General features: G+C 60.1%; 15 protein-coding genes and 1 tRNA gene. 5 read left to right on the top strand and 11 right to left on the bottom strand.

Annotation, left to right across the window (positions count from 1 at the left end):
• From BKA12_RS10770 to BKA12_RS10750, 5 genes are all read right to left on the bottom strand, one after another.
• Positions 1-1,920 (bottom strand): site-specific DNA-methyltransferase, encoded by a 1,920-nt coding sequence (locus tag BKA12_RS10770; RefSeq protein ID WP_183643656.1) that lies wholly within the window; start codon positions 1,918-1,920, stop codon positions 1-3.
• A gap of 60 nt (positions 1,921-1,980) precedes the next feature.
• Entirely contained in the window at positions 1,981-4,881 is a 2,901-nt protein-coding gene (locus BKA12_RS10765) for an SNF2-related protein (protein WP_183643653.1), read from the bottom strand.
• Between the two features lie 589 nt (positions 4,882-5,470).
• Positions 5,471-5,543: transfer RNA gene (locus BKA12_RS10760), tRNA-Ala, on the bottom strand.
• Between the two features lie 65 nt (positions 5,544-5,608).
• Positions 5,609-6,211, bottom strand: coding sequence for a response regulator (locus BKA12_RS10755; protein ID WP_183643650.1), 603 nt, complete (start codon positions 6,209-6,211; stop codon positions 5,609-5,611).
• Positions 6,208-7,488: a sensor histidine kinase gene (locus BKA12_RS10750; protein WP_183643647.1), complete on the bottom strand. Its 1,281-nt coding sequence runs from the start codon at positions 7,486-7,488 to the stop codon at positions 6,208-6,210. The genes BKA12_RS10755 and BKA12_RS10750 overlap by 4 nt, the downstream gene beginning before the upstream one ends.
• A gap of 142 nt (positions 7,489-7,630) precedes the next feature.
• Here BKA12_RS10750 and BKA12_RS10745 point away from each other — a divergent pair, with 142 nt between their 5' ends.
• Positions 7,631-8,098 carry a small multi-drug export protein gene (locus BKA12_RS10745; RefSeq protein WP_183643645.1) on the top strand — a complete coding sequence of 156 codons (468 nt, stop codon included), beginning with the start codon at positions 7,631-7,633 and terminating at the stop codon, positions 8,096-8,098.
• On the opposite strand, the gene BKA12_RS10740 is transcribed toward BKA12_RS10745, so the two are convergent.
• Positions 8,095-10,245 (bottom strand): MMPL family transporter, encoded by a 2,151-nt coding sequence (locus tag BKA12_RS10740; RefSeq protein WP_183643642.1) that lies wholly within the window; start codon positions 10,243-10,245, stop codon positions 8,095-8,097. The genes BKA12_RS10745 and BKA12_RS10740 overlap by 4 nt on opposite strands.
• Before the next feature lie 62 nt (positions 10,246-10,307).
• Between BKA12_RS10740 and BKA12_RS10735 the strand changes: the two genes are divergently transcribed.
• From BKA12_RS10735 to BKA12_RS10720, 4 genes are all read left to right on the top strand, one after another.
• Positions 10,308-10,838, top strand: a complete 531-nt coding sequence (locus BKA12_RS10735) for a MarR family winged helix-turn-helix transcriptional regulator (RefSeq protein ID WP_183643639.1) — start codon at positions 10,308-10,310, stop codon at positions 10,836-10,838.
• Positions 10,835-11,089: a LapA family protein gene (locus BKA12_RS10730; RefSeq protein WP_157103276.1), complete on the top strand. Its 255-nt coding sequence runs from the start codon at positions 10,835-10,837 to the stop codon at positions 11,087-11,089. The genes BKA12_RS10735 and BKA12_RS10730 overlap by 4 nt, the downstream gene beginning before the upstream one ends.
• Positions 11,090-11,193: 104 nt before the next feature.
• Positions 11,194-11,652, top strand: a complete 459-nt coding sequence (locus BKA12_RS10725) for a helix-turn-helix domain-containing protein (RefSeq protein WP_183643636.1) — start codon at positions 11,194-11,196, stop codon at positions 11,650-11,652.
• Between the two features lie 39 nt (positions 11,653-11,691).
• On the top strand, positions 11,692-12,291 hold the full coding sequence (locus BKA12_RS10720) for a PIN domain-containing protein (protein ID WP_183643634.1): 600 nt from the start codon (positions 11,692-11,694) through the stop codon (positions 12,289-12,291).
• A 47-nt stretch (positions 12,292-12,338) separates the two neighbouring features.
• On the opposite strand, the gene BKA12_RS10715 is transcribed toward BKA12_RS10720, so the two are convergent.
• The 5 genes from BKA12_RS10715 to glgX are packed head-to-tail and all read right to left on the bottom strand — an operon-like array spanning position 12,339 to position 19,534.
• Complete coding sequence (locus tag BKA12_RS10715; protein WP_183643631.1) at positions 12,339-12,554, bottom strand: helix-turn-helix domain-containing protein; 216 nt, start codon at positions 12,552-12,554, stop codon at positions 12,339-12,341.
• Between the two features lie 60 nt (positions 12,555-12,614).
• Positions 12,615-13,115: a DUF456 family protein gene (locus tag BKA12_RS10710; protein ID WP_183643628.1), complete on the bottom strand. Its 501-nt coding sequence runs from the start codon at positions 13,113-13,115 to the stop codon at positions 12,615-12,617.
• A gap of 4 nt (positions 13,116-13,119) precedes the next feature.
• Positions 13,120-15,045 carry a malto-oligosyltrehalose trehalohydrolase gene (treZ, locus tag BKA12_RS10705; protein WP_183643625.1) on the bottom strand — a complete coding sequence of 642 codons (1,926 nt, stop codon included), beginning with the start codon at positions 15,043-15,045 and terminating at the stop codon, positions 13,120-13,122.
• 38 nt (positions 15,046-15,083) lie between these two features.
• Positions 15,084-17,345 (bottom strand): malto-oligosyltrehalose synthase, encoded by a 2,262-nt coding sequence (gene treY, locus BKA12_RS10700; RefSeq protein ID WP_183643621.1) that lies wholly within the window; start codon positions 17,343-17,345, stop codon positions 15,084-15,086.
• Positions 17,342-19,534 (bottom strand): glycogen debranching protein GlgX, encoded by a 2,193-nt coding sequence (gene glgX, locus BKA12_RS10695; protein ID WP_183643618.1) that lies wholly within the window; start codon positions 19,532-19,534, stop codon positions 17,342-17,344. The genes treY and glgX overlap by 4 nt, the downstream gene beginning before the upstream one ends.
• Between the last annotated feature and the right edge of the window lie 65 nt (positions 19,535-19,599).

Raw genomic sequence — 19,599 nt, 5'->3', positions numbered from 1 at the left:
TCACGCCGTCCAGATCTCAATACCCTTGCTCTTCGCGAGCTGGGCCAGGTTGGTCTTGAGTTCGTCATCGCCCTGGAAGGCATCCTCGAGCACGATGATCCGCGTCGGCTCCTCATCGACAAGCGCGCGGAGCTGCTCAAGCGTCGGCTTGACATGCTCATTCAGGTACGCCAACACGGCAACGTCGCCATCACGGTCACGCACAAGGCGAACGTCAAGCCCACCGACCTCAGCAGCCGAGATGTTCTCGGTCAACGAGTAACCCTGCTTGAGGAGGATCTCAGTGAGCAGCTCATCGGCAGTCGCATCATCAGTCGCACTGTCACGAAGGCTAAGCAGGTGCTGCTGGAGCACGGTTTCCTCAACATCACTTGAAAGGCGCCACTTCGAGAAGTTCGTGTCGGCCAACTTGTAGGAACGGAAACCCAAGTCGATCGACTCGTCAGCTTCCAAAGCCATCTGTGTTCCCGCTCGCTCGATACGAGCCCGACTGAGCTCAGCGATAGTCTTGTAACCCGCTGCTCTCGCGGCGGAATCCGTCGGAGTTGGCTCCGGGAGTTGGACGGCGATCCAGCGACGTTCGCCTCCACCGCGCGCTGCGAGCAGCCACGCCGCGTGGGCCGTACTCCCCGAACCGGCGAAGAAGTCAAGTACCATGTCGCCTTCTGCGGTCGATGCCTCGATCAAGTCCGCCAGGAGGTATGGTGACTTTGGTGCCTGAAAGAGCTTGTCACTCGAGTCGAACAGCGAGCTGAATGCACGTTGGCCTGCGTCCGTGGAGTACTCTTTTTCGACGAGTAGCGTCTTCAACTTGCGCTTCGCACCGTCCGCATAATCCTTCACAAAGATCTGCATCTTGCCGCCAGACATGCGACCGTGAAGCAGGTGGCGTTCTGCAGCCGCCTTCGGTGCGCCCCAAGTCCAACATCCTTCGAAGCCGTCATTCCAGAGCGGAAGCACCTCTTCGCGGCCAAGGGCAGTTTCAAGGAATACCTCACCGTCCGGCGCTACGAACAACGGATAGAAAAGGTTCGGCCGGTTGAAGCGTCCGAACTCTCGGTGGGAGTTGCGCAGCCCGAGGAGTCGGAAGAACCCATTCGAATCCTCCTCGCCATACTCGGCCTGCAATTGCTCGCGGCTCTTCGCGATCGACACGGCCCCTCGTTCCAACTCACTCCGCGAGTAGAGCAAGACGTACTCATGGTTGGTAGCGAAGTACTTGTCCTGCGCCCGCCCACGCGGATTGTTCTGGACAGCAAGTTGACCCAGAAATCTGCTTTCGCCAAAGACCTCGTCCATCAGTTTTCGCAACTGGGCTACTTCGTTCTCGTCAATCGATACTGCGATGACGCCGTCATCGGTGAGCAGGTTCCGCGCCAGCTTGAGGCGCGGATACATCATGTTGAGCCAGTTGGAGTGGTAGCGTCCCTCGGTCTCGGCATTGGTCGTGACCTTCTTGCCTTCCTCGTTGACCTGGCGCGTCCACTCGAGGTAAGTGTCGAGGCCCTCCTTGTAGTTGTCTGGGTAGACGAAGTCCTTGCCGGTGTTGTACGGAGGGTCGATGTAGATCAGCTTGATCTTGGCGTGGTAGTGCTTTTGTAGGATCTTGAGCACTTCGAGGTTGTCGCCCTCGATGAAGACGTTCTGTGTCGTGTCCCAGTCCTTCGAGTTCTCAAAGTCGGGCTTCAGCGTCGCCGTGGTCGGCTCCTGCGCAGCGCGGAGGGCACGCTTCTTGCCGGGCCAGAACAGTCCGAACCGCTCACTGCCGTCAGCGGCGTCACTGTCGAGCAGTTCTTCAAGCTTCTCGATATCCACCTTGCCGTCGGCGATGGCCTCGGGCACCAGATCGGCAAGCTGCGCTGCCAGCTCGGTCTGGAAGTTCGGAGTAGTGGATGGTGTTTCGTAGATCTCGTCAGTCATTCGGGTGAATCTCTTTCATGATTTCAACAAGTTGTGTCGGGTGTGTGAATGACCCGTGGTCTATGTGGCTATCCGCCAGCGAATCGTGAACAGGTGCTCGGTCTCCTGGGTTCCCTGGAGCGACTGCTCGATCAGCTCAAGGTACTTGTCGGCCTCCGCGCGGAGCTTCTTGCGCGCGTCTCGGAAGTCCTCGTCAGCCTCCTCGGCACGCTGCTCCCACTTCCGGGCTTCCTTCTTGAGCCGTAGCTGCTCCATCGGATCATCGGCCTGCCGAGAGAGCTTGCGGGCTCCCTTCTCCTTCGCCCGGTAGTCACGGATGGCACCCTCGTGCTCGGCCTTGCGGTCCTGCTGGTTGCGATAGAGCAGCTCCTCCTGCTGGTCGTAGTAGCGGGAGTTGCGCCCCTGGACTTCCTTCTCCAGCTCCGCCCGTCGCGCATCAAGATGCGGCGTGAAGCGGGACTCGTCGATCGCCACGGGCTGCTCTCCGACCGAGATACAGGCCAGGTCGAGGACGTCCGCGACGTACTCCTCGTCGAGCCACTGGCCGTCATCGGTCAGGGCACCGGCCAGCATGTAGGACTCGGAGACATCCTCGTCACGGGCCTTCATGCGGAAGGTCGCGAGGTTCACGGTCAGCTCGCCGCTGGTGCCCGCCAGTGCCCGGATCGCGCTGCTGACGCGCTCTGATTGCCCGAGCGAGAAGGTCAGCTCCCGCGCTGGTGTCTCATGCGCCTTCGAAGCGTCGACGACGTACTGGGCCAGTGGGCTCGCGTAGCGATACTGGTGAGCGTTATCGAGCGGCAGCGACTTGAAGAAGTAGCGCCCGGTCGGCACATCCGGCACGGGTGACTCGCTGAGAACGAAGGTGCGCCCGTCGCCCTCGAAGGTGGCGAATCTATTCAGCTCATGCCGGGTTACGGCGAGCAGCAGGCGTTCGAACTTGTTGAGCACCTCGCCGGACTGCGTGTCATACGCCTTGAGACGATCCTGGACGTGCGGGTCGAGGTTGTCGAAGACCTTCGCCTTGGCGCTGGCCATCTCCCGCGAGATCTCTCCCGCATACTGCCCCTCGAGTTCACGGAACGCGGCATCCAGCTCGTCGGCGGTTCGGCAGCGGGTGAGGATGTCGCTGATCGTCTTCTCGAAGTCCAGCCCGTCCTCGATCGCACCGAGCACTTCGTCGCTTGCGCCGAACACGCTGGAGAACAGCTGAAACTTGTTGGTCAACAGTTCCAGGATGCGCTGCTCAGCGATGTTGCCCTTGTTCGAGAAGTTCACAACGACGACGTTGTGTTTCTGTCCGAAGCGGTGCACGCGGCCGATGCGCTGCTCGACGCGCTGGGGGTTCCAAGGCAGGTCGTAGTTGACGAGCATGGAGCAGAACTGCAGGTTGATGCCTTCGGCCGCTGCCTCGGTCGCGATCATGATCGTGCCCTCGGCGCGGAAATAGTCCACGAGGGCCTTGCGTCGATCCACGGCAGCAATACCGGTGATCAGGTCGCCGTCCTGGTTGGCCTTGAGCCATGCCTGGTAGATTGCAGTCTGCTCAGGCCCGCTGTTCGAGCCGTTGAACAAGACGAGTCCGTCGCCGCGCCCAGCCTCACGCAGCGATCGAGCGATGTACTCCTGCGTCTTGGTCGAGTCAGTGAAGATGATGGCCTTTTGGGGAGCCCCTAGCTCGCGGAGCCGCTCGAAGCCAAGATCGAGTGCCTCGCCGAGCTTGACGGCCTTCTGGTTCTCCGTGATCGAGCGGGCAAGCGCGGCGTACTCACGCAGCTCTGCAACCTCAGCACGCATCGCCTGGAGCAGCGATTCGTCAATCGGCAACGATTTGGGGCGCGAGCCGGTGCCGGTTCCCTCAATCTCCTCGGCTTCCTCCAACTCCTCGCTGGTGATCTCATCATCGACCGCGAAGTCAGCTGCCACGAGACCACCACGACCATCACGACGCTTTCCGGCCGCAACCTCGTCCGCTAGACGGTTGGCGATGTTCTCCAGCGTGCTCGCGACCGCATAGGTCGACGAGCCGAGGCGCTTACGGATGATCAGAGCAGAGAGGTGACGTTGACTCCCCGCGAAGGCAAACAACTCATCACGCTGCAGGTAGTCGTTCACCAGCTCGTAGAGCCTCGCCTCATCGGGTGATGGGGTGAACTCGACCGTCAGGGGCAGGCGCTTGGTGAAGTGAATGTACTTGTCGGCGTCGCGGCGCAGCGTGCGCTTCGAGACCGTCGCGACACGCTCCACCAGGTCGTCATCGCCACCCAGATCACGGTTCTTTACGTACCGCTCGCGGAACGCATCGAGCGAGTAAAAGTAGTTCGGGTCGAAGATCGACACCAGCCCGTACAGTTCCTCGAGCTTGTTCTGCAGCGGCGTCGCCGTCAGCAGCACCGTCTTGTAAGCACCCTTGACGATGTGCGCCACCGCCTCAGCGGCCTTGGTCTTACCCGTCCAGAAGTTGCGCAGCCGGTGCGCCTCGTCCGCGACCACGAGATCCCACGCCTTGAGCAGCGAGGTCTCGTGGCGGAGCGCGAACTCGTAGGAACAGATCAGCACCTGTGCCGAGCGTCCGCCTGCTGCAGCAAGCAACGAGTCCTTCGACTTCGGATCGAGGATGGCGGACGGGATCAGGAACTTCTCGTACAACTCCTGCTGCCACTGCTGCCGCAGACTCGACGGGGCAACGATCAGGATGCTGCGACGGCGCTCCGCCCAGTACTGCGAGATGACGATGCCCGCCTCGATCGTCTTCCCGAGGCCCACCTCATCAGCCAGGATCACGCCCGGCAGGAACGGGGTCTGCAACGCGAATAGCGCCGCATCGATCTGGTGCGGCTTCGGCTCCACCTGCGCGTCGAACAGCAGGCCAGCGAGCTTACCGACGTGGTCGTTGGCGTAACTACGCTGCAGCTCGTGCGCGTAATACTTCGCTTGGTAGTCAGTCAGAGGGGAGGTCATCAGCGCTCCCTCCGCGCAGAGCGACGAGACCGCAGCGCCTGGTGGCTACCGCGGCGGGGTGATTGTGCCTCCCTGCGCTTCATCGGGTTGTACTCCTTCACGCCAAGGGCGCGTCTTGTGTTGTGTTCAAAGTGCCATCCCCCACGCTACCGGTAGGCTCAGACACTGCTTTGGTGCCGCGCCGCTCGGGCGGGTCGTGCTGTCGCAGGCGGGAGCCGGACGGCTCGACCGGGATGCTACGATCCGAGCCCTGATTCTTTCATAATCCACATTTTTGACGAATAGAAATTTCGCAACGTTTCCGCTAATTGCCTGATGAGAGAAAAATTCAACATTGCCTCAGCACGCAATTCGTGCTGCTTGCCAGGGCGGAAATGCGCTTGGCTTTCCGCCGCACCGTCTCCAATACTCCACGCATCGTCGTCTCACGAGGGAGAGTCTGGAGTTCGTCCGTAGCGCGCCTCACGCCATACCGCACGCCAGTTGGCTGGTTCTTACTCGGGGCGCTAGTGCTCCTGTTCGGACAGACCTATCTCTGCTTCTGGTGGACGGTCACGAGGTGGCCAATTAAGCTAGGCTTCTTATTCTGTGGAGCTTACGGAAATCGAACCCGTGACCTTTTCATTGCGAACGAAACGCTCTACCAACTGAGTTAAAGCCCCGCGCTTTTAGGCGTGAAAATACGTTACTCCTCCGCCGAAAAGACTTCAAAAACCCCAAAAACAAGCTAAATCCACCCGTTTTCCCACGCGCGCTGGGCAGCTTCTTGGCGCGAATCCACGTTGAGTTTCGCGAAGATCGTGGACACATAATTGCGTACGGTTCCCTGCGCAAGCCCCATCGATGAAGCGATACGCGCGATGGACTCTCCCCCACGCCCCAGTCGCAAAACATCCAATTCACGCGCGGTCAGCGGGCAATCGTTGGCCGCCAGAGCAGCCGCGGCAATCTCGGAATCCACATACCGCTTTCCGGCAGCCACATCTCGAATAACGCGGGCGAGTTCCTGCGCGGGCGTCGATTTCGGCACGAAACCGGACACCTTGTTCTCCAGCGCCCGCCGCAAAACACCTGGCCGGGCATGCCGCGTCACCATGACGATGCGCGTGGGCACGGACCGTGAAATCTGGGCGGCCGCCTCGATCCCGTCGGCATTCGGCATTTCCAAATCCAGCACACACACATCCGGCTGAAACTCGCGCGCCAACGCTATCGCTTCCACGCCGTCACGCGCTTCTGCGACAACTTCGAGATCGTCCTCAAGCCCCAAGAGCGCCACGAGCGCTCCGCGGATCAAGTCCTCATCATCGGCCAACAACACTCGAATCACGCCGAAACCTCCTGTGGCAAAGCCACGCTCATCACAAATTCCTCTGCCTCGTGCCGCGCCTCCAATTGACCGCCGGCCGCAACAACCCGCTCCCGCAGACCCGCAATACCATTCCCCGAATGCGCTGAAACTTGCGCGGCAGCCGGGGCTTCCGCGGGGTTGTTATTCCGGATTTCCAGGCGTACGACGCCGCCGCTCACCACCATCCGAATGCTCGCTTTCGTAGCACTTGAGTGCCGCAAAATATTGGTGGTTCCTTCTCTGACTACGTGACCCAAGAGTCGGTGAGAGGGAGCTGGGACGGAAGCTGCGCCGTCGTACTCGGGGGAAACGGAACCGAAAGCAGAACCGTCAGCCGGGAGCTCAACCGAGCAATCAACGCCCGCGGACGTGAGGACCTGGGCGGCATTACGAAGTTCCTGTTCGAGGGTGACTTCGCGGTAACCGTGGACCAGCGCGCGAGTCTCCTCCATGGCGAGCTTGGCCTGTTCGCGGGCCTCGCGCAGATTGGTCATAGCCACGTGAGGGTTCTTTTCCAGAGTGCGCTCGGCGAGCTCAGTCTTCAAGGCAATCACTTGGAGATGGTGGCCTTGAATGTCGTGGAGGTCGGCTGCGAATCGGAGGCGTTCGCGCGTCACCGCAAGCTCGCCCTCGGTATGCCGCGCCTTTTCAAGCTGCCGCATGATGTCCCAGAACCAGAGACTAAGAATCAGTGTGATGGGGTAGAACGCCATGACGAAAAGAACCATTGCCGGCTCTGCTACAGCAGTGAGCGACGATGCGCCGTAAAGCCAGCTGCTCAGAAGCGCATGCGCGACTACGGCGGCTAAGACGCCAAATGCCCACCCTCCCCAGGTTTTGGTGGGGTCGAGCATCATCCACGTCCACAAAACCATCTGCAGAGGAACGCTTCCCATCACCATGAGCGCTGGGTGCCACAGCGTAGCGACCCACGTGATGAATGCTGCTGCCCAGGTGAGGACTACGAGTCCCGTGGTGAAAGGTTCGCCCTCACCCGCACGAAAGGGCGGAAAGCCCTGCCAAGCACCTGCCTTGAACCGCGCTGAAAGCCAACACAGAGTGATGACAAGAACCACAGTGGAGATAGTCACCGTCATTCGAATCCACGATGGCGCCGAGGTAGCAAACGAATAGAAAACCACCATCGCCAAAGATGTGATCGCCACAAACACCACGGAACCGTACGTGTACCACCAGGTGGCTCTGATTCCCCGCTGGACGGCAATTCCTTTAGTGGCAGTGACTTGGGGGTTCATGCCTTCCACACTATCCGTATGACATTTGTCAGGGACAGCTGATGAAATCCTCCCAAAAAGAGGTGACGGCAACTCACTACTGGCGCGCCCGGGATCGCGATTGAGTGGATAGCAACATCAACTCAACCATTGAGGAGTCATCATGCAAGAGCACCTTTTCCAGTTCGTTAGCCAGTGGGATTCATGGGTTCAGGTCCTCGCGGTCTCGCTCGTTTCGGCGATTCCGTTCGTCGAGTCCTACTTCGGATCCGCCATTGGAGTCGTGGCTGGGATGCCGCTGTGGTTGGCGGTCCCCGCCGCCGTGGTGGGTAACTGGATCAGCATGTTCGTTCTGGTGTTGCTCGCCGATAAGACCCGCGGCCGCTTCGCCAAGCCATACGCCGAGAAGACGAAGAAGCGCGAACGATTCGAGGGCCTGTTCAACCGTTGGGGTGTGCCGGGCGTCTCGCTGATCGGCCAGACCGTGTTGCCTTCGCAAATCACGTCCGCCGCGATGGTTGGCGCCGGCGCCTCACCGCGCCAAGTGATCCTCTGGCAGAGCATCTCCATTGTCATCTGGGGACTCGTGTTTGGAAGCCTCGCGATGGCCGGGTTGGCGGTCCTGTTCTAGTCGCGAGTTTTGGATTCACGGAACAGCTTGGACGGCCACCACAGGATCCGTCCAAGCTCATGCCCCAGCGCGGGCACAAGGAACGAACGCACCACGAACGTGTCCAGCAGGACACCGAACGCCACGATGAATCCCAACTGCACCATGAACATGATCGGGATGACGCCGAGGGCGGCGAAGGTCGCGGCAAGCACCACGCCAGCAGACGTAATCACGCCGCCGGTGACAGCCAAGCCACGCGTGATGCCATCGTGAGTGCCGACTCGCAGCGCCTCTTCACGCACACGCGTCATGAGGAAGATGTTGTAGTCCACGCCGAGCGCCACCAGGAACACAAACCCGAACAGCGGCACGGCCGGATCGGCGCCCGGGAAATTGAAGAGCCCGTTGAACACCCACGCCGACACGCCCATCGCCGCACCGTAGGACAGCACGGTGGTCAGAATCAGCACCAGCGGCGCCACCACGGAGCGCAGCAACAGCATCAGAATGATCAGAATTGCACCGAGCACCAGCGGGATGATCTTGACGATGTCCTCTTGCGCGGTGACCTGCGTGTCCAGTGCGGTCGCGGTGGTTCCACCCACTAGCGCATCTGGATCGATCGCATGCGCAGCCTCTCGAATCGCCACAATTGTTCGCTCGGCTTCAAGCGAATCCGGCACGTCCTTGAGCGTAATGCTCAGCTGATTCTTGCCGTCCACCTCGTGCGCGTCCGTCCCCGGTCGCACGGGCCCACCGTCCGCGGCTAGCAGCGTGACTGAAGCTACGCCGTCGTCCTCTGAAATTTTGTCCGCAATAGAGGACGACGCCGCCGCCCCCACTATCGCGAAAGCGGGGCTTCCAGCGCCGGCATCAAAGTGACGGGCGATGGCTTTCTGTCCCGCAGCGGAGTCGGTAGCGGTGAGGACGAGCTCTGATTGCGGGACGCCTTCGGCCTTGAGCTGGGTGATGCCGAGGCAGCCGACCGCGAGAACGAGTGCCGTGACGATCCAGACGGGGCGCGAATGTTTGCGGACGAAGCGGGCGATGTTGAGCCAGAGTCCTTGGGCGTCTTCACCGTCCGCGAGTGGCTTCGGAAAGAACGGCCAGAACGCTTTGCGGCCAAGAAGTGCGAGGATCGCGGGCAAAAGAGTCAACGAGGCGAAGACGGAGAAGATGATGCCGGAGGCGGCGATGGGGCCGAGAGCCTTGTTGGAATTCAGGTCTGAGAAAAGCAAGCACAAGAGGCCCACCGTGACAGTGCCTGCGGAGGCGACGATCGGTTCAAACGAGCGTTTCCAAGCCGCGAGCGCGGCGTCGAAGCGTTGCTTCCCGTGTGCGATCGCCTCTTTGAAGCGCGCAACATAAAGCAGCGAGTAGTCCGTGGCAGCACCAATGACCAGGATGGAGAGGATGCCTTGGCTTTGTCCGTCGAGGCGGATCCAGCCCCACTTCGCCATCCAATAGACCACCACAATCGCAGCGCACAGCGCGGCCACCGAGGTGAAGAGCACCGCGAACGGCAACAGCACCGAGCGATAGACCACCAGCAAGATCACCAACACCGCGAGGAGGGCTACGCCTAACAACAAGCCGTCGATGCCAGCGAAGGCGCCCTTGAGGTCGGTGGTGAAGCCGGCAGGTCCGGTGACAAAAGCCTGGCCGTTCCCTTCGATGGCCTCGGCAGCCATGGTGCGAATCTCCTTGACCTGCTCATCCGTCTCGCCGTCGGGCGTAAGCGGCGCAACGATTTGCAGCGCCTTGCCGTCTTCGGAAGGAATGGGGCCCACGGGCTCGCCTTCCACAAGACCAGAGTCTTTGAGCTCCGTCATGAAGCTGGAGATATCGGCGGGGGTGAGCGCAGATTCAGATTCGAAAACGATGATCGCCGGAATGGCTTCCGAGGTGCGGAACTTCTCTTGAGCTTCGAGCGCCTTGGTGGCCTCGGCGGTGGCGGGCAAGAAGCTGGATTGGTCGTTGGATTGGACCTCCTCGAGCTTGCCGAACGTGGGTCCACCCACGCCTGTGACGCCGAACCAGACAAGAACCAAAATGAGCGGAATGAAAATTCTCAACCAGCGTGGGTACGCTTTCTTGGTTGAGTGTTGTTGCGGAGAATCTCCGCGCACACTCTTGGTGTGGTCGAGTTCGTGCTTCCCAGTCATTGCTCTTCCGCCTCATAGGTTATATCTTGAAAGATACTATTCGATAGTAGAATAGTTTCACTATGGAAGTAGATTACAGCGTGACACCCGCATCTGCTAGTGGGCCAAAAGATCCGAGCGCCTACCGCCCGGATCCTCAGGCGTTTGCTCTGATCAACGCACTCCAAAATTTCACGATCGCTTCGGATCACTACGCGCATCTGGTGGGCGGAAACAATAAAATGATGCAGCGGGATATGTATGCGCTGCGCGCCATCATGCAGGGGTCACTCGCAGGAGAGTCACTAAGTCCCACGGATCTCGCGAAGGCCGTCAACCTCTCGACGCCAGCCACTACGGCCCTCATTGATCGCCTCGTGAAGAGCGGGCACGTCACGCGCCGCGCGAGCGAAACCGACCGTCGTCGTGTTGTTTTGGAAGCTACGCCTAAAGCGGCCGAGGATGGTCGGCGCATGTTTATGCCACTCGCCATGTCACTCATGACCGTGATTGATCGTTACTCCCCCGAGCAGATAGCGCTCTTGACGGAGTTTACTAACGAAGCCGTCGACGCCGTGCACCAGAGTGCGGAAGCTTCTAAAGTAGAAGAATGAGCGATCAGCACCCCGTCCAGGACCCCAACTCGGGGTCAGGTTTTTCAGGGTGGCTCCATCGCATTTCGGCCAAGCAGTGGCTCGCGGTGGCGCTGGTCATCGTGGTGTTCGTGTTTATCTTGCAGAACCGCGAGCGCGTGCGCATCGAGCTCTTTTTCAGCCAAATGTATTCACCGCTCTGGCTCACGCTGGGCGTGGTGTTCCTACTCGGCTGGGTAGTGGGCGCGTTCAGCTTCCGGCGCCGCAAATAAGGGTTCAAGCCAAACATCTCTGACTTTTGCGCATCTGCCGATTTCACTTATTGCAGTTATTGCAGTTACGTGTCACAATTGAGGCAAGCAATAAGGAGTAGACCATGTCCACCTCTACCAACATCCAGAGCGTTCAGACAATAGACGTTTCGTCATCGCAGAGCACAGAAGCCCGAGAAGTCACGCGACATTTTGAAAAGGCTTCTCCGGACGACTTGCGGATCCGCATTGAATCACCAACAGGTGACACGATTACTGTGCCCGAATCGCTCAGCGAACTTCTCCAAGCTGTCCTTCGCCTAGCAGCCGCCGGAGAAACAGTAGGAATAACTCGCCTCTCAAAGTCCCTCACTAGTGTGGAAGCAGCAAAGTTCCTTGGAATGTCTCGCCCGACGCTCATGAAGCTGGCTTCTAGCGGCGAAATTCCTTCACACAAGGTGGGATCACACACCCGCTTCGATCGAACCGATCTTCAGGCCTTCGCTGAACAACGGACGCAGAAGCAGCGGAAGTCTTTCGATGAACTTCGCGCATTCGAAGACTCGTTGGACTTTCAAGAGTAATTTCGAGATCCGTGGCCCCTGACTGCCTAAGCTGAAAGCATGCAGCAAGGGGCCACGCTCGTATTTCTGGACGCCAACATTCTCGTCTCGAGGACACTTCGCGACTGGTTTTGCATCATCAGTCAAGAATCCGGAGTTGACGGCATCGAGCCCAGATGGAGCGAAGATGTGATGACCGAGTATCAATATCACGTGCGCAAGGCGAACCCAGGCTGGTCTGAACAGCAAATAGGCGGGTGGCGTCGTCGGCTGTGCGAGGCTTTTCCCGCAGCACTAATTACAGGCTATGAGATCTCCAAAACGCACCTCACCACAGTGCGCGATCCACTAGACGGTCACGTTATTGCGGCTGCAGAACATGGCAAAGTCGATTATCTAGTAACGGCAAACTACTCTGACTTTGAGCCTGCCGTGGAAGACGTCGAGTTCGAAATCTATCGACCCGATGAGATGCTGTGCCTCATCGCGCAGCGTCGACCCGAAGCTATTAGTAAAGCGGCTCGACGCCAAATTGAGTACTGGGCCAAAAAATCATCGAATAAGACGCTTCACCAAGCCCTTGTTGACGCGGGTGCGCCTGAATTCGCTCAGCTTATTAAACAGCGCATGACTTACTGGGCAACTACCGGAAAATACTGAGAGCAAGCGCTGATGCCGTTGCCCGCGCTCATCACCAGTGTCGAGCGTTAGCCCTCGACGTCCGCCCCTGCGCTGATGCGCTTTTCCGTCTCTTCGTAAGCGCGCTTGATGTAAGCCTCAAGCTGGACATCCTCCACGCGCCACATTCCGCGTCCACCGATCTGGACGCCTTTCAGCTCACCGCTACGCACCAGGGCGCGTACCTGCGGCACATTGACATTGAGGATCTCGGCAACATCAGGCAAGGTCAAAAAACGGGGCATGCCCCAATTATGGTCTCATTTGAGCCCGTTTGCGAGCACTAGATCAAACTTGTGGATATCTCAGCGCCAGAAGAAGTGCCAGAGCACGCCAATGGCCCACATGGAGCTCGCGAGCGCCACCATGCCGAACTCCACCAGAATTCCCAGGCCGGTAGCTCGCAGCGCGGAACCGGACGAGCGCAATGCCGCTCCAAAGTCCTTACGGCGAGCAAACTCCATGCCCAACAATCCGGCGCCGAAGCCCACAAACAGTCCCACTACGGGGATCAAGAACATGCCCACGATTCCGCAGATCACGGCCACAATGATCGAGCGGCTTGGGATCTGTTGTTTCTTGAGATTCCTGCCGGTCAGCACCGCGGATGCACTCCATCCGATGGCAGCAAAGGCCATTCCGATGATGCCCATGGTCCAGGACGCCGAGCTTCCCAGAATCCATGCCCAGCCCAACAAGGTGCCGATCGCGAGGATGCTTCCGGGAAGGACGGGGTAAATGGTGCCGAGTGCGGAAACAGCCAGAAGCAGTCCCGCAATGATCGTGACGATGATCTGAATATCCACGTGCTTAGTCTCCCACTGCTTCGAACTGCTCCCAGACCACTACGCCCAACGCGGGGATGGTTTCGTCCGCTTCTCCCCCACAGTTGGGGCTTGTCCACAGAGTCAGTACGACGCCGCCGCCCAGCCCAGCAGCCTCCCGCACCTTCTCAAGGGCTTGCGGTTGCGAGGAAAGATTGAAGAGCGCGTGGACGGTTCTGGCAGAAGCGGTGCCACGCGTCAGGACCAGCCACTGATCCTGCTCACTGAAGTCCACCGCAACGGTAGCGAAGTCCGGGTGGGTGAGCTGCGGCGTCGTACTGCGAAGGTTCAACAGCTCACGGTAAGCGCCCAAGACCACCGCGTGCGGGGTATCGGCGGACGCGTCCGCCTCCTCCCAGCGCAAGACGGAATTGCGGTATGTCGCCTCATCCTGCGGGTCGGGAACTTTCGCGCTATCCCAGCCCATGCGCTCAAACTCGGCGAAGCGGCCGTTGCGAACGGCTTCGCCCAGGTCCTCTTCCGGGTGGCTCGTGAAGAACTGCCACGGTGTGGAGGCCGCGAACTCCTCCCCCATGAACAGCATGGGAGTGAAGGGGCTCAAAATGTTGAGGGCAGCACCGAGAATGAGCTGGTCAGCACCGAGTGCAGGGCTCCACCGGTCGCCTGCGGCACGGTTGCCAATCTGGTCATGGTCCTGGATGCAGACCACCATTTGGAGTGGGCTAATCAGGTTCTTCTCTAGGGCCTTGCCGTGGTGACGTTCGCGGAAACTGGACCACGAACCGTTGTGGAAGTACCCCTCCGTGAGGGTCTTGGCGAGCGCGGACGCACCACCGAAGTCCCCGTAGTATCCGTCCAGTTCGCCGGTGATGTTCGCGTGCATCGCATGGTGGTAGTCATCATCCCACTGGGCATCCAACCCAAAACCGCCGGCCGAACGCGGCCGAATGAGCCGGTCATTGTTCAGGTCAGACTCCGCGACTAAGAACTTCTCGCCATGCTGCTCGCGCAGTTCCTCGACGGCGATCGCGATCTCTTCGAGAATGTGCAGCGCGCGCTCGTCTCGCAGGGCGTGCACGGCGTCGAGACGCAAACCGTCCACCCGGAAATCGACGAGCCACATACGCACGTTATCCAGAATGTAGCGGCGCACTTCGTCCGAGTGCGGGCCATCCAGATTGAGCGAGTCACCCCACGTGTTGGCGTCGCCGGGTTTCAAATACGGCCCGAACTGCGGCAAATAGTTTCCGCTGGGACCCAAGTGGTTATAGACCACGTCTTGAATGACGCCGAGACCCAGCTCATGCGCGCGGTCCACAAAGCGCTGATACGCGTCCGGCCCACCGTACTGCTCATGCACCGCGAACCACGCAACACCGTCATAGCCCCAGTTATGCGTGCCGTTGAAGCCGTTGACCGGCAGCAACTCCACGAACGCGACGCCGAGCTCCTTGAGATATTCGAGCTTGTCAGCGGCCGCATCCAGCGTGCCCTCGGGCGTAAACGTGCCGAGGTGCATCTCGTAAATCGCACCGCCGTTCAGGCCCGGATTTTGCCATGCCTCGCTTTTCCAGGAGTACGACGACGCCGCCCACGTCTGCGAGGCACCGTGCACTCCCGAGGGCTGACGGCGGGAACGGGGGTCTGGGAGTGGCGTTTCGAGCGTGCCGTGCGTGCCGGTCTGAGATTGCAGGATGAAGCCGTAATTCAGCGGTTCTGAATTGGAATCGGCGCTAGCCTCAGCGCCAACTTCGCCTCCGGCCTCGTCGCCGGTTTCCAGCTCAAGCTCCCACCAGCCGTCGTCGCGAATATCCCGTTCAGCAACCTGAGGCGCTGGAAGGCGGGTCATCTCGTGTGCGGTGTTTTCGGTGTTCCCTTGCTCATCCGGTGTTCCTTGCAGGACGAGTTGCACGGACGTGGCGTTCGGTGCCCAGACGCTGAACCGGGTCATGACAGTCTCCTATCGAATGAGGCTGGTGATGCAGATCTTTAGGCCAAGCGGCGCAACAACGTGGCCGGAGCATCCTTGAGAACCTCGGCCACGAGAAGCTCGCCGTCGCTGCTGTGCGTGGCACCCGTGATTTCGTCGCGGTACGTTCCGGCCGCGAGCTTGAGTACGGTGTCCTGCCAGCCGCCGTTGCGCTCGAGGCCCAGCGGCAAGCGAGTGACCACGGTGATGGCTCCGCCGCGATCGAACGCGAAGGCGTGATCCTTCGTGGGTCCGTCGATGGTCACGGCGTCGTAGGTGGTGAACAAATCCGGGTTGTCGCGCTTGAGACGCAAGGCCGCGCGGACCAGTGCGAACTTTGGATGCCCGTCCGGGTTCTGCAGGAGATCCTTGCGCTCCGCGTACTCCACGGGACGGCGGTTGTCTGGGTCCACAAGAGAGGAATCCCAGAGCTCGGTGCCTTGATACACATCCGGGACGCCGGGCATGGTCAACTGCACGAGCTTGGCGGAAAGCGCATTGGACTCACCAGCCGCTTGGATGCGCTGCACAAAGTCCTCGATCACCGCGCGGACGCGCTCATCATCAAAGGCTGCGTTGACGGCATGACGAAGCCTGGCCTCGAACTCCGAGTCCGGGTCCGTCCACGTAGTGGAGTTACCGGCCTCGCGAGCCGCCTTTTCGGCGTACGCCCATGCGCGCTCGCGGCTCAGCGGCCAGGCCCCAATGAGCGCTTGCCACAAGAGATCCGCAAAGGCTTTGTCCCCGAGAGGCGCCAAGGCATCGAGCTGAGCCAGCGTTCCTGCCCAGTCCGCCGGAACTTCGGCCAACACCGAAATGCGGGCACGAGTGTCCTCGGACCGCTTGGTGTCATGCGTGGACAACGTGGTCATGGAATGCGGCGTCTGGAACTGACGGTGCGTCAGTTGTGTGTGGACGTCGAAAGGGTCGATCGAGAACACCGAAGGGTCGGCGCCCACCTCGTTGAGCGAGGTCAAACGCGTGTAACGGTAAAACGCAGTGTCCTCCACGCCCTTGGCCATGATCATGCCGGAGGTCTGCTGGAATCGCTTCGAGAACTCGAGCGAGCAATCGCTCAAGAGCGGACGCACGCGCCCCAAGAGTTCGGACAGATCGGGACGGTGCACACGGGCCGCAATCACAGCCTCTTCCACATACTCGGAGCCGTGGTCCGGCAAGTAGGAGCGGTACACCGGGAAGCTTGCCAGAATCTCTGCGATGGCATCCACGAGCTGCTCAAACTCGACGTCCGGCAAAGACGAAGTAGCCAGCCGAGCGAGGCGCCGCACTTCGGAATTCAAGAGTCCATCCGCGATGCCACGCTTGGTGTCATGCGTCATTTCGGCGTACCGCTCCACGGGAACCATGTCCGTGAGGATCTCGCGTCCGGAGGGATCCACGAAGAGCCGGTCCACGGTCGCGAGGGCGTCGTAGCCGGTGGTGCCGGCGGTCTTCCAGGACTCGGGAAGCTTCTCTCCCGGCTCCAGGATCTTCTCCACCAGCACGTAGGCGCCACCGGTCAACTCGGCCAGCCGGTCCAAATACCCTTGCGGATCCGCGAGGCCATCCGGATGATCCACGCGCAGTCCATCTACGAGTCCTTCATTGAACCAGCGCTTGATTTCGGCGTGGGCTTCGTCGAAGACCCACGGCTCTTCCACGCGCACGCCCGCAAGCGTGGTCACGCCGAAGAAGCGGCGGTAGTTCAACGTGGCGTCGGCCTCGCGCCATGACACGAGCTCGTAGTGCTGATCGGCCAGTCCGGCAGCCGAGGCGTCCGTCCCGGGGGCAAGAGGGAATGTCTTGTCGAAGTACCGCACCAGGCGAGCTGCGTCGTCGTACTCAAGATGCTGAAGTTCCTCCGGACTGTCACCCAGCACGGGAAGCCGAATTTTGCCGTTGCCAGCGGCCCAATCCACGTCAAACGCCGCAGCGTACCGCGAATTCTTGCCATGCGTAAGCAAGTCCCACCACCAAGCGTTCGCGGAATGATCCGCGACGCCCATGTGGTTGGGGACGATGTCCACAAGCACGCCCATACCCGCCGCATGCGCGGCGTCCGCGAGCGCTTTGAGGCCCTCGGGACCCCCGCGAGACGGATCCACGGTGGTGAAATCAACAACGTCGTAGCCGTGATCCGAGCCCTGCGTGGCGGTCAGGATAGGTGAGAGATAGACCCAATCGCTGCCCAGATCGCGCAGGTACGGAACTAGCTCGGCGGCGTCGAAGAGCGTGAAGCTCTCACGAATTTGGAGGCGGTACGTGCTCGCGGGGATTCTCACGACATGGTCTCCGATTTCTGGCTCACCGATCCCGCCATCGCCGCGAGCGAAGCCGCGACGGAGTGGTCCGTATCAACTTCTACGTCTTCATGCTCGCGCAGCACAATCATGGAGCGCGCAGTGATTTTGAACGTTGAACCCGCCGCAAGAACCTGCGAATCCGCACTGGTTCCCGCCGTGTCCACCACAATGTCCCAGCCCTTGGCGAACTTCTCAGACGGGATAGTGATATCCACGTCCTCAAAATGCCCATTGAAGTAGAGCAAGAAGTTCTTGTCCGATATGGGCTGACCGCGGAAATCGGTGGACCGAATGCCGTAACCGTTCAGGAACATGCCCACGGAGGCCGGGGTGTTGGCGTTCCATGCCTCGGCGGACATGGACTTGCCGTCCGTGCCGAACCAGAGGATATCCGGCAGATCCGCACCGTCTTCCACTTCAACTTGGCGGCCGTCGAAGAACCGACGACGCCGGAAGGTCGGGTGCTCAGCGCGCAGCTTGGCTACCGCGGCAGTGAACTCGAGCAGCGGGGTATCCGCCTTCTCCCAGTCAATCCACGTCAGCTCAGAATCCTGCGCATAGCCGTTGTTGTTGCCGTTCTGGGTGCGGCCCAATTCGTCGCCGTGGCAGAGCATCGGAACGCCCTGGCTCAGCATCAGCGTGGCAATGAAGTTTCGCTGCTGCCGCGCGCGGATGGCGAGGACCTCGGGATCATCCGTGGGTCCTTCCACACCACTGTTCCATGAACGGTTGTGGGATTCGCCGTCGTTGTTGTTCTCGCCGTTGGCCTCATTGTGCTTCTCGTTGTAGGAGACGAGGTCTCGCATCGTGAAGCCATCGTGAGCGGTGACGAAGTTGATGGACGCCACTGGGCGGCGGCCGGAGTGCTCGTAGAGGTCCGCGGAACCCGAAATGCGGGACGCGAATTCGCCGAGCGACGAGCGTTCTCCGCGCCAGAAATCACGCACGGTATCGCGGTACTTGCCGTTCCATTCCGTCCATTGCGGCGGGAAGTTACCCACTTGGTAGCCGCCGGGACCAATGTCCCACGGCTCGGCAATGAGCTTGACCTGGCTGATCACCGGGTCCTGCTGAATGAGTTCGAAGAACGTGGAGAGCTTGTCTACGTCATAGAACTCGCGAGCCAGGGTGGACGCGAGGTCAAAGCGGAAACCGTCCACACGCATCTCGATCGCCCAATAGCGCAAGCTGTCCATGAGCAACTGGATGGCATGCGGGTTGCGGACGTTGATCGAGTTACCGGTGCCGGTGTAGTCCGTGTAGTAGCGCTTGTCGCTCTCTTCCAGGCGGTAGTACGCCTGGTTGTCGATGCCGCGCATGGACAACGTGGGGCCCATCTGGTTGCCCTCAGCCGTGTGGTTGTACACCACGTCCAGAATCACTTCGATGCCCGCAATGTGCAGCGCCTTGACCATGGCCTTGAACTCTTGAACCTGCTGGCCCGCGTCCCCCGTGGAGCTGTACTTATTGTGGGGAGCGAAGAATCCAATGGTGTTGTAGCCCCAGTAGTTTGAGAGGCCTTTTTCCTGCAGCGTGCTGTCGTTGACGAACTGGTGCACGGGCATGAGTTCAATCGCGGTGATGCCCAGCTTCTGCAAGTGCGCGATCACGGCCGGGTGAGCCACACCGGCGTAAGTGCCGCGGAGTTCCTCCGGGACGTCCGGGTGCAGTTCGGTGAGGCCCTTGACGTGGGCTTCGTAAATCACGGACTGGTGATACGGCGTGCGTGGCTTGCGGTCACCGGACCAGTCGAAGAACGGATTCACCACAATGCCCTTCATGGCATGGCCGGCAGAATCCTGATCGTTGAAGGAGTTTTCGTCGCCCCAGTTGTAGCTGAAGAGGGACTGATCCCAATCGATTTCACCTTCAACGGCCTTCGCGTACGGGTCCAACAGGAGCTTGTTGGGGTTGCAGCGGTGCCCGTTGGCGGGATCGTACGGACCGTGGACACGGTAGCCGTAGCGATGGCCGGGAATCACGTGGGGTACATAGCCATGCCACACGTAGCCATCGACTTCCGTCAGTTCAACGCGGGACTCGGTGCCCTGATCGTCAAACAAGCACAGTTCTACTTTTTCCGCGACTTCTGAGTAGATCGCGAAATTAGTTCCGTTGCCATCATAGGTAGCGCCTAATGGGTACGCTTCTCCAGGCCAGATTTCCACGAATTCTCCTCAAGGTATTCGTTAGTACTCTGCCCTTAACCTATCGCGATATACCGGGAGTCTTG

Origin of the sequence: Neomicrococcus lactis (assembly GCF_014200305.1) — a bacterium.
Taxonomy (GTDB): domain Bacteria; phylum Actinomycetota; class Actinomycetes; order Actinomycetales; family Micrococcaceae; genus Neomicrococcus; species Neomicrococcus lactis.
This window is presented reverse-complemented; position numbering and strand designations above follow the sequence as displayed.